This window comes from Parafrankia sp. BMG5.11 (genome assembly GCF_004337455.1).
In genome coordinates this window covers 79,022-93,076 of sequence record NZ_SJXI01000017.1, presented here as the reverse complement: position 1 = coordinate 93,076, position 14,055 = coordinate 79,022, and the positions used below count along the sequence as shown (strand labels likewise).

14 protein-coding genes are annotated in these 14,055 nt (G+C 73.0%); 7 read left to right on the top strand and 7 right to left on the bottom strand.

Annotation, left to right across the window (positions count from 1 at the left end):
* The first annotated feature begins 30 nt into the window (after window positions 1-30).
* Entirely contained in the window at window positions 31-1,734 is a 1,704-nt protein-coding gene (locus E0504_RS13625) for a histidine kinase (protein ID WP_235014510.1), read from the top strand.
* Complete coding sequence (locus E0504_RS13620) at window positions 1,731-2,378, top strand: response regulator transcription factor (RefSeq protein ID WP_020463920.1); 648 nt, start codon at window positions 1,731-1,733, stop codon at window positions 2,376-2,378. Before E0504_RS13625 ends, E0504_RS13620 begins: the two co-directional genes overlap by 4 nt.
* 48 nt (window positions 2,379-2,426) lie before the next feature.
* On the opposite strand, the gene E0504_RS13615 is transcribed toward E0504_RS13620, so the two are convergent.
* Window positions 2,427-2,930, bottom strand: coding sequence for an NUDIX hydrolase (locus E0504_RS13615; RefSeq protein WP_071064805.1), 504 nt, complete (start codon window positions 2,928-2,930; stop codon window positions 2,427-2,429).
* Between the two features lie 198 nt (window positions 2,931-3,128).
* On the opposite strand from E0504_RS13615, the gene E0504_RS13610 reads away from it, so the two are divergent.
* The 4 genes from E0504_RS13610 (at window position 3,129) to E0504_RS13595 (ending at window position 6,576) form a co-directional block, all read left to right on the top strand.
* Window positions 3,129-4,280: an ABC transporter ATP-binding protein gene (locus tag E0504_RS13610; RefSeq protein WP_235014512.1), complete on the top strand. Its 1,152-nt coding sequence runs from the start codon at window positions 3,129-3,131 to the stop codon at window positions 4,278-4,280.
* A complete protein-coding gene (locus E0504_RS13605; RefSeq protein ID WP_071064803.1) occupies window positions 4,277-5,095 on the top strand; it encodes an ABC transporter in 819 nt (272 codons plus the stop codon). Before E0504_RS13610 ends, E0504_RS13605 begins: the two co-directional genes overlap by 4 nt.
* Before the next feature lie 94 nt (window positions 5,096-5,189).
* Entirely contained in the window at window positions 5,190-5,891 is a 702-nt protein-coding gene (locus E0504_RS13600) for a molybdopterin-dependent oxidoreductase (RefSeq protein ID WP_373693899.1), read from the top strand.
* Window positions 5,878-6,576, top strand: coding sequence for a cytochrome b/b6 domain-containing protein (locus E0504_RS13595; protein ID WP_112108173.1), 699 nt, complete (start codon window positions 5,878-5,880; stop codon window positions 6,574-6,576). Before E0504_RS13600 ends, E0504_RS13595 begins: the two co-directional genes overlap by 14 nt.
* Window positions 6,577-6,650: 74 nt before the next feature.
* On the opposite strand, the gene E0504_RS13590 is transcribed toward E0504_RS13595, so the two are convergent.
* Window positions 6,651-7,232 carry a CD225/dispanin family protein gene (locus E0504_RS13590; RefSeq protein WP_131624683.1) on the bottom strand — a complete coding sequence of 194 codons (582 nt, stop codon included), beginning with the start codon at window positions 7,230-7,232 and terminating at the stop codon, window positions 6,651-6,653.
* A 537-nt stretch (window positions 7,233-7,769) separates the two neighbouring features.
* Here E0504_RS13590 and E0504_RS13585 point away from each other — a divergent pair.
* Entirely contained in the window at window positions 7,770-9,050 is a 1,281-nt protein-coding gene (locus E0504_RS13585) for a glycoside hydrolase family 26 protein (RefSeq protein ID WP_235014514.1), read from the top strand.
* A 71-nt stretch (window positions 9,051-9,121) separates the two neighbouring features.
* On the opposite strand, the gene E0504_RS13580 is transcribed toward E0504_RS13585, so the two are convergent.
* From E0504_RS13580 to E0504_RS13560, 5 genes are all read right to left on the bottom strand, one after another.
* On the bottom strand, window positions 9,122-9,601 hold the full coding sequence (locus E0504_RS13580; RefSeq protein ID WP_020463928.1) for an NUDIX hydrolase: 480 nt from the start codon (window positions 9,599-9,601) through the stop codon (window positions 9,122-9,124).
* A 123-nt stretch (window positions 9,602-9,724) separates the two neighbouring features.
* On the bottom strand, window positions 9,725-10,447 hold the full coding sequence (locus E0504_RS13575) for a TIGR03085 family metal-binding protein (RefSeq protein WP_071064795.1): 723 nt from the start codon (window positions 10,445-10,447) through the stop codon (window positions 9,725-9,727).
* An 85-nt stretch (window positions 10,448-10,532) separates the two neighbouring features.
* Window positions 10,533-10,973, bottom strand: coding sequence for a response regulator (locus E0504_RS13570; RefSeq protein ID WP_020463930.1), 441 nt, complete (start codon window positions 10,971-10,973; stop codon window positions 10,533-10,535).
* Window positions 10,970-12,616, bottom strand: a complete 1,647-nt coding sequence (locus E0504_RS13565; protein ID WP_131624727.1) for a CHASE3 domain-containing protein — start codon at window positions 12,614-12,616, stop codon at window positions 10,970-10,972. Before E0504_RS13565 ends, E0504_RS13570 begins: the two co-directional genes overlap by 4 nt.
* A 32-nt stretch (window positions 12,617-12,648) precedes the next feature.
* A complete protein-coding gene (locus E0504_RS13560; protein ID WP_112108572.1) occupies window positions 12,649-13,857 on the bottom strand; it encodes a PP2C family protein-serine/threonine phosphatase in 1,209 nt (402 codons plus the stop codon).
* Window positions 13,858-14,055 lie beyond the last annotated feature (198 nt).

Here is a 14,055-nt window from a genome sequence, read left to right as displayed (position 1 = left end):
TCGGGTACGAGCGGATACGTCCGCGGACGGATGACCGCCCTGTCTGAGGTCGCTACCGTCGGAGCGGTGGAGGGAACCCGGCGAGCCGAGGGAGCCCCGCGGGCGGAGCGCCCGTCTCGGACCGGAGTCCGTGACCGGGCGACCCGGCTGATCGCGGCACGCGGCCTGTGGAACCGCCTGGAGGCCATCGCGGGACTCGAGGGCTTCCCCCGTTACCCGGGCAGCACGCTGATCGCGCGGATTCCCGCCGGACGGGCCCGCCGAGCCGGGACCGCGGTGGCCGGTGACGTCCTGCCCACCGCCGTCATCGGCCTGATCCTGCTGGTCGGGTCGACGAACGCGTCGAAGGACCGGATCCCGCCCGGGCACGCCCTGGACGGGGTCGCCTACCTGCTCCTGGCGCTGGCGGTGGCAGTCTTCCCGTTGCGCAGGTACGCCCCGCGGGTCCTGCTCGCCGCCGAGACCCTGATCATCGGCAGCTACACCGCCATCGGCTATCCGCACGGGCCGGCGACGCTCGCGGTCGCCGCGGCCGCCTTCACCGTGGGCGTGCGGGCGCCCGCGCGGGTGACCGGCCGCGCGGCGAAGACGTGCGCGGCGGTGCTGCTGCTCGCCGGCCTGGCGTCGTTCTCCCGCGGCTACCTCGACAGCGGGTGGGACCTCGCCTACACCTGCCTCGCTGTCCTCTGCGTGGCCTTCGTTCCGGCTTTGCTGGGCGCGCTGCTGCGGCTGAGCCGGCTGTCCTCGGCGCGGGCGGAGGAGGAGGCCACCCGGCGGCGGATCGAGCAGGAGCGGCTGCGGATGGCCCGCGAGGTCCACGACGTCGTCGGCCACGGACTCTCGATCATCTCGCTCCAGGCCGCGGTGGCTCTGCACGTGCTCGACCGGCGGCCGGAGCAGGCGCAGGTCGCGCTGGAGGCGATCCGCCGCACCAGCGTCGACGCGCTGGACGAGCTGCGGGCGACCCTCGCCCTCACCCGCGCCCGCGACGCCCGGTCCGGCGCCGGGAACGCCCGGGAAGCGGAGAGCACCGTGCTCGCCGGGAACACCGTGCTCTGCGGGAACACCGCGCTCGCCGGGAACACCGCGCGTCCAGCGCACCCCGGAGGCGACAGAAGCGCCGAGCGCTTCGGAAGCCGGGCCGGAGGCACGGAGCACGCCGGGCGCGGCGAGGGCGCCGGGCGCGGCGAGGGCGCGGCGGGCGCCGGTCCCGGCGAGGCGCTCCGGACCCCGTTGACCGGGCTGAGCCGGCTGCCGGGGCTGGTCTCCGAGGTCCGGCTGTGCGGCATCGCCGTGGAGCTGGTGACCGATGGTGATCTTGCCGGCCTGCCCGCCGAGGTCGATCTCGCCGCCTACCGGATCGTCCAGGAGTCGCTGACGAACGTGCTGCGGCACGCCGGACCGGCCCGGGCCCGGGTCACCCTCCGCTCCACCGCGGACCACCTGGAGGTCGAGATCGTCGACGAGCCCACCGAGCGCAGCGCCGACCTGCCCGCCGACGGTGACCCGCTCGTCCGCTCGACCGGGCACGGGCTGCGCGGCCTGCGTGAACGCGTGGACGAGCTCGGCGGTTCCCTGACGGCGGGCCCACGTCCGCAGGGAGGATGGAGCGTGCGCACCGACCTGCCCACGCCGGCCGCGCCCGCCGACCCGGCCTCGAACTCGGCCTCAGCCCCGGCCTCGAACTCGAACCCGAACCCGGCCGTGTCCCGCCGCTCCGGAGGGGCCCGGTGATCCGGGTCGTGGTCGCCGACGATCAGCCTCTCGTCCGTCTCGGGCTGAAGGTCCTGATCGAGACCGAGGACGACCTCGAGCTCACCGGCGAGGCCGAGGACGGCCAGGCCGCGCTGGCCCTGGTCCGCCGCACCCGCCCGGACGTCGTCCTCCTCGACATCAGGATGCCCGTCCTGGACGGCCTCGCCGCCCTGCGCGCGATCACCGCCGACCCCGCGCTGACCGACACCCGCGTCGTCATGGTCACCACGTTCGAGCTGGACGAGTACGTCTTCGAGGCTCTGCGCAACGGCGCGTCCGGGTTCGTCCTGAAGGACACCGAGCCCGCGGACCTGCTCCGCGCGATCCGGGTCGTCGCCGCCGGCGAGTCGCTGCTCTCCCCCACGATCACCCGCCGCGTGATCGAGACGTTCGCCCGGCGCCCGGCGGCGCCCGCCGCCGTGGACCTGACCAGTCTCACCGTCCGGGAACGCGAGGTGATGGGCCTGGTGGGGCTGGGCCTGTCCAACGACGAGATCGCCGCCCGGCTCGTCATCAGCCCGGCGACGGCACGAACCCACGTGAGCCGGGTGATGGTCAAGCTCTCCGCCCGGGACCGCGCCCAGCTCGCCGTCCTCGCCAACCAGGCAGGTCTGGCCGGCTGATCGCCAGGGACGACACTCGCACCCGCGGCGTACCGTCCCGGCGGTGCGTCAGTTCGGCGGCGCGCCGTCCTCGAGGTAGATCGTCGCGCCGCCGGCGCGCGCTGTCAGGCAGGCGGCCACCCGCCGCGCCAGCAGCGGTGTCATGAGGCCGGGCAGCTCGTCCGCCGTCACGAACGACCAGGCGGCGAGCTCGTCGGCCGGCAGTCGGATGCCGGCCGCCTCGTCCGGTGTCAGCACGCCGCCGTCGAACACCACGATCAGACCCTCGGTGCGCTCCGGCCCGGGCGGTACCCAGTCGACGGCCAGTAACCGCCCGAGGGCGCGGTCCAGCCCCAGCTCCTCGGCGAGCTCGCGGCGGGCCGCCGCCAGGGGTGCCTCGTCCGCCTCGACCACACCGCCCGGCAGATCCCATCCGGGCCGGTATGTCGGGCACACCAGCAGGACGCGGCCGGCGCCGTCGACGAACAGCACCCCGGCCGCCATCCGCTTACGGGGCAGGCTGTTCCGCCAGGCCCGGGCAGATGAGGCGCCGGGAGTCTCCACGCCCGCCACCGTAACGCCGGCCGAGACCGGCGACGACCGGCGACGACCGGCGAGCAGCGAGCAGCGTCGAGGACAGACGACGACCAGGCGCGGCCTCGGCACCGCGAAGTGCGTACGGCCGCGTACGCGGGAATGCGTCCGGTTGCGCAGACAGATGACGATCGTCGCCGGACGACGCGAGATCGCGCTACGGCCACTCTGATCGGCATGACGACAACGACGAGCACCCCCGGCCTGGACGCCCGGACACGGGCCCCGGTGGCCGACCCCCCGCTCACCGAGATCCCGGACGGCCTCCGGGGCACCGGGCTCCCGGGTGGCCCCCCGGCCGCGATCGACGTCCGCGGGCTGACCAAGCGTTACGGGCGGCGGACGGTCGTCCGGAATCTCGACGTCACCGTGCCGACCGGCGTGGTCGCCGGGTTCGTCGGCCCGAACGGGGCGGGCAAGACCACGACGCTGCGGATGCTGCTCGGCCTCGTCCGGCCGAGCGAGGGCAGCGGGACGATCCTCGGCGAGCCGCTGGGCGAGCCGGCCCGGTACCTGCCCCGGGTGGGCGCGCTGATCGAGAGTCCGGCGCTGTACCCGACGCTGTCCGGACGCCGCAACCTCGCGTCGCTGGCGGTGCTCGCCGGGCAGGACCCGGCCGGCGTCGACGCGATCCTGGACGAGGTCGGGCTGGCCGGCCGCGGCGACGACGCCTTCCGCACCTATTCGCTCGGGATGAAGCAGCGGCTCGCCATCGGCGCGGCGCTGCTCTCCGACCCGGACCTGCTCATCCTGGACGAGCCGACGAACGGCCTCGACCCCAGCGGCATCCGGCAGATGCGGGCGCTGGTCCGCTCGCTGGCCGACGGCGAGCGGGAGGCGGGCGCGAACGGCCGGCCGCGCACCGTCCTGGTCTCCTCCCACCTCCTCTCGGAGGTCGAGCAGATCTGCGACTGGATCATCGTGGTGGAACAGGGCCGGCTCGCCTACCAGGGCCCGACGGACGGCCTGATGGCCTCCACGACCAGCCGGGTCGAGCTGCGCCCCGAGCACGCCGACTCCCTCGGGATGCTGGCGGACCTGGTGGCCGGCTTCGGGCTGCCCGTGGACCGGGCGGGCGACCGGCTGCTCGTCGAGCTCGACCACACCGCGCCGGCCGCCGTCCCCGGGCCGGACGGGCCGGACGCCGTCCTGGCCGGGCTCAACCGGGCCGCGCTCGCCCGCGGCATCACCCTCGTCGAGATCACCCGGCAGCGGACCAGCCTCGAGGACCGCTACCAGGGCCTGGTCGAAAGCACCCGAGAGACCGCCCGGAGCACCGGCACCAGCGGCATGAGCACCAGCACCAGCACCAGAGGGGAAGCCCGATGACCGGCGTCTACACCGTGGCGCGCAGCTACCGCGCCGAGCTGATCAAACTGCGCCGGCCGAGCACGGCGCTGGCCATGGCCGTCCTCGGGTTCCTCACCGTCCTGTCGACGGTGCTGGTCATGGCCCTCGCCGACGAGAAGCCGACCCCACCGGACCCCGGCGCCGGGCCGGGCTTCGATCTCTCCCTCACCCAGCTCGCCTCGTCCCAGGGCCTGATTCTGGGCTTCCGCGGCGGCACGACCTTCATCGGACTGCTCATCTTCGTGGTCTTCGCGATCAGCATGACCACCGAGTACGGCCAGGGGACGCTGCGCACCCTGTTCCTGAAGGAGCCCCGCCGGCTGGGCTGGCTGGCCGGACGGCTCGGCGTCATGCTCTCCGCCGTCGCGGTGTCGCTGGTCGCCGCCCTCGGCCTGAGCGTCGCCGCCGCGACGGTCATGGCCGCCGTCCGGGACGTCGACACAAGCGCGTGGTGGACGTCGGCCGCCCTCGGTGAGGTGGCGGGCGCCTACGCGAACGCGCTGCTCGCGGCCGTCTTCTTCGCCCTCGTCGGCACGATGCTGGGAATCCTGCTGCGCTCGACGAGCGCCGCGCTGCTCATCGGCATCGCGTGGATGTTCCCGATCGAGCACATCGTCCAGGAGTCGTGGAGCGGTGCCACCAGGGTCCTGCCCGGGCTCGTCTTCGACGCGGTCGGCCGGGGCGGCCTGCCCGACGCCTCCTACGGGCCGGCGCTACTCACCGCCGTCGCGTACGCGCTGGTGGCGGCCGCGATCGGCGCGGTGAGCCTGCGCCGCCGGGACGTCACGGCCTGACGGGACCCGCCGTGCGCTCCCGTCCGACAGGGGGATTCGTCCATCTCGCCCAGGCGGGTGGCCGGATCTCCCCGTCGCGGCGTTGACTGTGTGCATGGCCGAAGGGACACCGGTGGGACGACGGGTCGTCTTCGTCATGCTCGGCCTCGGGGCGCTGGGCGTCGCCGTCGGCGCGGACGTGCAGCGCGGCACCGACCGGTTCGTCGCCCCACTGCGCGAGAACGACCCGACGGGGCTCACCGACCTGCTCCCCTCCGGCGGGTTCCGCTACTACTCCGTCGTCGCCTCCGTGCCGGAGCGGACATCCGCGGACTACGAACTGCGGGTCCACGGCCTGGTCGACCGGCCCCTCACCCTCACCCTGGACGATCTCTCCCGGATGCCACAGACCGAGCTCGTGCGCGACTTCCAGTGTGTGACGGGCTGGCGGGTCACCAGCGTCCGCTGGACGGGCGTGCGCCTCGCGGACCTGCTGGACGCGGCCGGCACCCGCCCCGGGGCGACCGCGCTGACCTTCCGTTCTTTCGACGGCGCCTACACCGAGAGCCTGACGATCGACCAGGCCCGCAGGCCCGACGTCCTGGTCGCCCTCACCATGCTGGACGGCCCGATCACCCACGATCATGGTGGCCCCGTCCGGCTGTACGTGGCGCCGATGTACGGCTACAAGTCCATCAAGTGGCTCGCCGAGATCGAGGTGGTCGACACCGTCACTCCCGGGTTCTGGGAGCAGCGGGGCTACGACGTCGACGGCTGGATCGGAAAGTCGAACGGCCGCGACGATGAGCCCGTCTGAGGATCCGGCCGGGAACCCTGAGGACCCGGCCGAGGCGACGGCCGCAGACTCCGATGGCCCGGTCGGGGACGGGGCGGCGGCGTTCGTCCGCCGGTTCGGCCCGGCGACCCGCTGGGCGCACTGGAGCACCGCGGCGCTGACGGCGGTGTGCCTGGCGACGGCGGCCGTCCTGTACCTCGGACCGCTGGCGACGCTGGTGGGCCGGCGCCAGCTGGTCTCGGCGGTGCATCTCTACGCCGGGCTCGCCCTGCCGGCACCGATGCTGGCCGCGGCCCTCTCCGCCGCATACCGGCGTGACCTCGCAGAGCTCGACCGCTTCACCCCCGCCGACTGGAAGTGGCTACGGACGAGACCACGCCGCCGGCACACCGACGCGGTCGGCAAGTTCAACGCGGGCCAGAAGCTGTACGCCGCGTTCGTCGCAGGTGCCGTGCTCGTCATGCTCGGCACCGGTGTGATCATGGAGTTCGGCGGCGCCTTCGCCGTCACCCACCGCACCGGTGCCACCTTCGTGCACGATCTGCTGGCCCTCGGCCTGTTCGCCGGGATCTGCGGCCACCTGTGGATGGCCTCCCGCGACCCGGCCGCCCGGCTCGGGATGCGCACCGGCGTGGTCCCCCGCCCCTGGGCCCTGCGCGAACACCCCGCCTGGCACACCGAACCCGACGCACCGCCGACCGAGTGACCCGACTTGGCGGTCCGCGGCCAGGTCTCAGACCGACCAGGCCACGGACCGGCACAGCGCGGGCCGGGAGAGTCCTAGCCCAAGTAGGTACCCGAGGCGTTGGAGTCGAGTGCGCCGGAGGCGCCCAGGACGAAGCCCAGGACGACGACGGCCAGGCCGACCCCGAACGAGACGATGCACCAGGTCTTGGCCTTGGCGGACGCCTCCAGGGCCCCGGCGTAGTCACCGATCTGCTGACGACTCTGGACCTTCGTCGCGAAGACGATCGCGGCGATCCCCGCGGGCAGGCAGCACAGCAGGGTGCAGGCGATCGACTGCCACAGGTAGGTCGGGATCGGCTGGCCGTAGGGGGGCGGCGGGCCGAAACCGCCGGGCCCCTTCACCGGCGGCGGATAGCCACCTGGCTGGGGATACCCGCCGAAGTCCTGTGGGGCCCCGTAGCCGCCGGGGGGCGGCCCGTACCCGCCGGGCGGGGGAGGCTGCGCCCCCCAGCCGCCCTGGGGTGGGTTCTGTCCGCCCGCGTTGGGGTCGTACCCGCCGGGCGGGGGAGGCTGCGCCCCCCAGCCGCCCTGGGGTGGGTTCTGTCCGCCGGCGTTGGGGTCGTAGCCGCCGGGGCCGTAGCCGCCGGGCGGCGGGTACTCGGGTGGCTGGGACACGTCGTCTCCAGAGGGTGGTTCCGACCCCGACGGGCCCGGCCATGACCGGATCCCGCACCGGCGGCCCCGCCGGCACCCACCGGATCCGGAACTGGTGCCGGCGGACGTGCCTGGCAGCACCGTTGCCGATGCGCCTCACAGGCACCGTTACACACGAGGACGCGGACGCTCCGCGCGGCGGACATTGTGCCACACGCGACACCCGCGCCCCCGAAAGAGACACCATCCTCAACACGAACTACATAAGAGCGACAGCATCACTTTTGTTTGTCGCCTAGGCGACAGGAGCGGCCCGAAACAACCATCCGCTACGCAGGGCGACAGTCCGTGCAGGATCCCTCCCCCCGTCTACCTGGCCATGTGAACCCGTGTACTCTGCCGTCATAACTGTCTAGTCACGTCACAGTGACCGGAGGAATTCGCCAGCCAAGGCATGTGGAGGTCGTCCGCTTCGTCACGAAGCAGCGGGTGGGGATCGGGGGGTCCACAACGACACCGCCCGGCACGCCAGATGCCAGGCACGGAGGGATATCCGCGGTGAGACATCGTGCGGAGGGTGAGCCCAACCCCCCGAACACACGGACCGGCGCGCACAAGCGGCGCCGTCCCACCCGCAACCCCGCGTGGATCGCGTCGCTCGGCGTCATGGCCCTCGTCGCCATGGCCGTCGGCTGGACGCTCGCCCCAGACCACGACGGCACCGGCTCGGCCGTGGTCGAGGCCTCGGCCATCGACACCAAGGGCCTGCGCGGTACCCGGACGGGCGCCCCGCCCGGCCACAGACCGACCAGCACGGCAACGCCCTCGGCGGCGGCGAGCCTGAGCCCGTCGCCGGTTCCGGCCGCCACCACCCAGGCACCGCCGACGTCACCGCCCGCACGCGCGCCGCAGGCCGCCGCCGTCCCGCCGGCCGCGCCGGCGGCCCCGGCCGGCGGTGGCGGCGGCCGGGTCCCCGGCGGGATGAGCGGCGTCTACGCGAACTCGATGACCACGGTCCGCAACTGGGAGGGCCTGCGCGGCTCACCGGTGAACGTCGTCCTGACCTTCACCGACCGCGGCAGCTGGGAGACGATCACGCATCCGTGGGTCGGCGGCAGCCCGGAGAAGTTCTCGACCTTCCCCGGCACCTGGGTCATCTCGCAGCCGTTCTTCCCGACCGGCCAGGGCAGCATCGCGGCCTGTGGTTCCGGCGCCTACAACAGCCAGTGGGCCGAGTTCGGCCGGTGGCTGGTCGCCAAGGGCCGGCCGGCGTCCATCGTCCGGCTCGCCTGGGAGTTCAACGGCAACTGGTTCGAGTGGTCGGTGCGCGGCAATCCCACCGCCTACGTGAACTGCTTCCGCCAGGTCGTCAGTGCGATCCGGTCGACCGACCCGCAGGCCCGCATCGACTGGGCGATGAACGCCCACAGCACCAGCCCGTGGGCCGCCTACCCGGGTGACGAGTACGTCGACATCATCGGGATCGACTCCTACGACCAGTGGCCCGCCAGCACCACCCCGGCGAAGTTCGACGAGCAGTGCAACCAGGCGGTGGGCCTGTGCTCGGCGATCCGCTTCGCCCGCCAGCACGGCAAGCAGTTCTCCGTGCCCGAGTGGGGCCTCGTCGCGAAGTCCGACACCGAGGCGGGCCGGGCCGGGCAGGCCGGCGGTGACAACCCCGTGTACATCCAGAAGATGTACGACACCTTCCGGGCCAACGCCGACATCCTGGCCTACGAGACGTACTTCAACGACTCGAGGGCCGGGAACGTCCACTCCTCGCTGGTCTCCCCCAACGAGAACCCGAACAGCGCGGGCACCTACGCGTCCCTCTGGTAGCCATCCCGCAGGTGTGGCGGTTCAGGAAGTCCATGGACTTCCTGAACCGCCACACCTGTTTCGGCCGGCGCTCAGGTGAGGGAGTAGGGGGTCTCGGGAGGGCCGGCGGTGAGCCAGGAGGTGAGGAAGGGGGCCAGGGCGGGCGGGTAGACCGTGTCGGGGGTGGATCCCAGCTCCGGGAGGGTCCACCAACGCCAGCCGAGAGTGGCCCGGCGCTCCACGTCGCTCCACGCCGCGTCGTCCACGTCGACCCGGTTCGGCAGGCGCGCCACGAAGAAGGACTCCTCCTGCCGGTAGTCCACGCCGAGGAAGGTGAAATAGGCCGTCCGGGTGGCGACGCAGGGCCCGAGGTCGGCGACGGTCACCCCGACCTCCTCCCGGATCTCCCGCACCCCGGCCTGCGCCGGCTCCTCCCCCGGATCGAGGCCACCGCCTGGCACATGCCACCAGGTGGGCCCGTCGGGAAGATCCGGATCGTGCGACCGGATGAGCAGGAAGGCGTCGGCGGGATCGAACAGGATGACCCGGGCGGCACGGCGGAGTACGGGCATTCTCTTAGCCTGCCAGTCCGGCCGGCACCCGAGGTGCGAATGTGGACGTCGTCGCCAGGCCTCGGCCCGTCGCCAGACCGGCCGACCCCGGCGATCACCGCCACCCGGGGAACGGGACCGGCGTCAGAGGCCGGCGGGCGCCCCGGCCAGCGCCGTGATCGCCTCCGGGTCGCCGCGCAGCTCGACCCGGGCCGCGGCGCGCCGCCCGAAAGCGAACAGTAGGAGCTCCTCGGGGGGTCCGACGATCTCGACCACCGGTTCGCGGCGCCGCAGGGTCAGCCGCCCGGGGGTGTCGGTGCGCTCGGCCACCACCCCGACCTCGCTGTGCCGGAACCCGGCGAGGCCGACCAGCCGGAGCGCGCCCCAGAGCGCCTCCCGGTCGGCGATCACGTCGTCACCCGGCTTCAGCCCGAGCCCGACGCCACCCACCGCACCACCGGAACCGCCCACAGCACCGGCGAGACCACCGGAATCGCCTACGGCGGCGAACCCGGGCGCGGCCCGGAGCAGATCCTCGGTGTGGACGTAGAACTCGATCGCGTTGGCGGCGTCGTCGACGACGGCGAACCGGGTCGGATGCCACCACGGCGGGCCCGCCCGGAACATCTCCACCAGCTCGGGGAAGGTGTGCGAGCGCATCGTCGCGCGCTCGGCGCGTTCGGTGACACCGTGCAGCGCGCCGACGACCAGGCCGGGTGCCGCCCACGGCACGCGCTCCCGGGTGACCAGGTGCGCGGCGAGGTCGTGCGCCGTCCAGCCCTCGCACAGTGTGGGGCTCGCCGGCCCGAGTTCGCGGAGGAGATCGGCAAGTTTCTCCCGTCGGGCCCTTGCCCGCCCAGCAGCCATGGCGTGACTCTAGGCCATGGATACGGGGGTAACGGCGCTTCAGAGCCGCCGCCGCGTGGACGAGCCGCCCACCCGGCTAACCCGGCTACTGCGCGGGCAGCCGGGCGACGGTGATGAAGAAGTCGTCGATCTGGCGCACAACCGCCACGAACCGCTCGAAGTCCACGGGCTTGGTGATGTAGGCGTTGGCGTGCAGGTCGTAGCTGCGCAGCACGTCCTCCTCCGCCTCCGAGGTGGTCAGCACGACGATGGGGATGCGCCGCAGCCGCTCGTCCGCCTTGACCTCGGCCAGCACCTGCCGCCCGTCCCGGCGGGGCAGGTTCAGGTCGAGCAGGATCAGGTCGGGCCGCGGCGCGCCGGCGTACGGGCCCTCCCCACGCAGGTAGGCCAATGCCTCGACACCGTCGCTGACCACGTTGAGGTTGTTCTTGAGCTTGTGGTCCTCGAACGCCTCGCGGGTCATCAGGACGTCGCCGGGGTCGTCCTCGACCAGCAGGACCTCGACCGGGACAACGGGCTCGGTCACGAACGATCTCCTGACTTCGGCGGGACGGCGGCCACGACGGGACCAGTAACCGGACCGGGACCGGAGGACGGGACAGGACCGGTGACCGAGGCCGGCGGCGCCCCGTCCGCCTCAAGGTCGGCGGGCAGGACCACAGCCGGGCGTTTCGGGAGCGTCCAGCGGAAGGTGGTCCCGGACTCCACCGTACCGTCGAGCCAGATCCGGCCGCCGTGGAACTCGACGATCTTGCGGCACAGTGCCAGACCGATGCCGGTGCCTTCGTAGACGTCCCGCGCGTGCAGACGCTGGAAGATCACGAAGATCTTCTCGGCGTACTCCGGCTCGATGCCGATGCCGTTGTCCGCGCAGAACAGCTCCCACTCGACGTCGCGGTCGATCGCCCCGATCCGCACCCGCGGGGCCTCGTCGCCGCGGAACTTCAGCGCGTTGCCGATCAGGTTCTGCAGGAGCTGGGCCAGCAGAACGGGGTCGCCGGGCACCGTCGGGAGATCACTGGCGGTCACCTCGCCACCGGAGCTCTCCAGGGCGAGCGACAGCGTCCCGCGCACCCCCTCGAAGACCTCGTTCAGGCGGACGTTGACGAAGCTGTCGGTGGTGCGGCCGACCCTGGAGAAGGCGAGCAGGTCGTTGATGAGCTGCTGCATGCGCTTCGCGCCGTCGACGGCGAAGTGGATGTACTGGGTCCCGCGCTCGTCGAGCTGGTCGCCGTAGCGCCGGGACAGAAGCTGGCAGAAGCTCGCCACCTTGCGCAACGGCTCCTGCAGGTCGTGGGAGGCGACGTAGGCGAACTGCTCCAGGTCGCGGTTGGACCGGCGCAGGATCTCCGCCTGCGCCTCGGTGGACAGCCGCGCCCTGCGCGCGGCCTCGAGCTCACCGATGAGCTGCAGACGCATCGATTCGACGTCCCGCGCCAGGGTGACGATGTCGGGCGGCCCCACCGACTCCACCTCGTGCTCCAGGTGCCCGGCGGCGACCTCGCGGACGTCCGTGCCGACGGCCTCCAGCGGCCGCGTCACCCACACCCGCAGCGCTCGGAAGATGAGTGCCAGCAGCACGATGAGCGCCAGCGCGGCCACGACGAGCGAGATGACGAGCGTCCGCAGTGCGCTGGTGACGTCGTCCTGGGCCGCCAGCGCGGCGATCCGGACGGCGTCGTCGAAGTCCGCGGCCGCGGCGCGCACCGCGTCGAACCGGGTCTTGCCGAGAACGGGATCGAGGATTCCCGGCGAGTCGGTGCCCCCCCGGCGGACCGCCGCGATGGACGGGTCGGCGTAGTCGCGGTGCCAGTCCGTGATCCGCGCCTGGAGGACCCCGAGCAGCCGCTCGAGCTCCGGGCGGCCGGCCACCCGGCCGACGAGGACGGAGCTCAGCCTCACCTCGGACTGCCGCCCGGTCTCGTACGGGGTCAGGAACGCGGGGTCGCCCTGCAGGAGATACCCGCGCATGCCGGTCTCCTGGTCGACCAGGCTGGACGTCAACCGAACCGTGACTGTCTGCGCGGGCGCCAGGACGTCGCTGCGCACATGGATGGCGTCGTCGAGCCGGACCAGCGACCAGGCGACGATCCCGGCGGCCAGCAGCAGCACCATGGACAACGCGATGTACACCGCGGCGAGCCGTCGGCGCAGCCGCCAGCCGCGCATCCTGCGCAGCACCGCCGGTGCGGGCTGGTCACTCACGGGACCTGCCCACGGATGAGCAGCAGCAGCGCCACGTCGTCGGTCAGCGGGCCGCCGTTACGTTCCTCCACGCGGTCGATCAGGTCGTCGAGCAGGCCGTCCGGCCCGCGCTCGGGCCACAGTCGGGCCACCTCGGGCAGCACGCCCTCCCAGCCCAGCGGCTCCCCGCCCACGCTGTCGCGGCCCTCCAGCAGGCCGTCCGTCGCGAGCAGCAGCGCCCAGCGCTCACCGAGCTCGATGGTCACCTCGTCACTCACCGCCTCGTCGAGGATGCCCAGTGCCGGCACGACCACGTCACCGCGCAGCGCGGCGATCCGCGGGAACAGCAGCGCGGGCGGCGGATGCCCCGCGAGGGTCATCCGCAGGCTGCGCCGGTCCGGCGCGATCGCCAGCGCGCAGACCGTCGCGAAGATCTCGTCCCGTTCCCGCTCGCTGACCAGGACCTGTTGCAGGAAGCCCAGGCGGTCGGCGTCCGGAACACCGGCCAGTACCAGGGTGCGCCAGGCGATGCGCAGGCTCACCCCGAGCGCGGCCTCGTCCGGCCCGTGGCCGCAGACGTCGCCGAGCAGGACGTGCACCGTGCCGTCCGACGTCGACACCATGTCGTAGAAGTCGCCGCCGAGCAGGGCCTGCCGATGGCCGGGGCGGTACCGGGCCCGGTGGTCCAGCGTCGGGTCGTCCACCAGCGGCCTGGGGAGCAGGCCCCGCTCCAGGCGCGCCTTCTCCTCAGCCTGCAGCTCCGACTCGCGCAGCGCGAGCGCCGCGGTGTCCGCCCGCTCCCGCTCGATGGCGTACCGCACCGCGCGCAGCAGATCGCGCCCGTCCACCTGGCCCTTGACCAGATAGTCCTGCGCGCCCGCGGCGACGGCCTCGGCTCCGCGGTACTCGTCCACCAGGCCGGTGAGGACGACGACCGGCGCGCCCCGCTCGACGGCGAGCAGCCGGCGCAGGGCCGACAGGCCCTCGCTGTCCGGCAGCCCCAGGTCCAGCAGGACGCACGCGGCCTTCTGGGTGTGGAGGATCGCCTCGGCGACCGTCCGCACCCGGGTGAGCCTGAGCGGGGCGGCCACCTCGTCAAGGAGCTCGGACACCAGGAACGCATCGGTGTCGTCGTCCTCGACCAGCAGGACCGCCCAGCTCACACCTTCGGCGCTCTCCGTGCCGGCTACCGGCGGCCGCACGACAAGGCTCTCGCTTCCGGACACATCTCCTCGGCAGGGACGACAGGTCAACGACAGGTCACGTGCAGATGTCGGATCAGGCAGAACCGACCCATGTCGGGCCGCGCCCGGACTTCGCAGCATGGCATGACGAAAGGGCCGTGCGAACGATGGAACGCCGAATCACACAACGCGAGCGCGCTCGAACGCTCGCGGGTCAGGTAGTTCTCACCATCTGGTGAC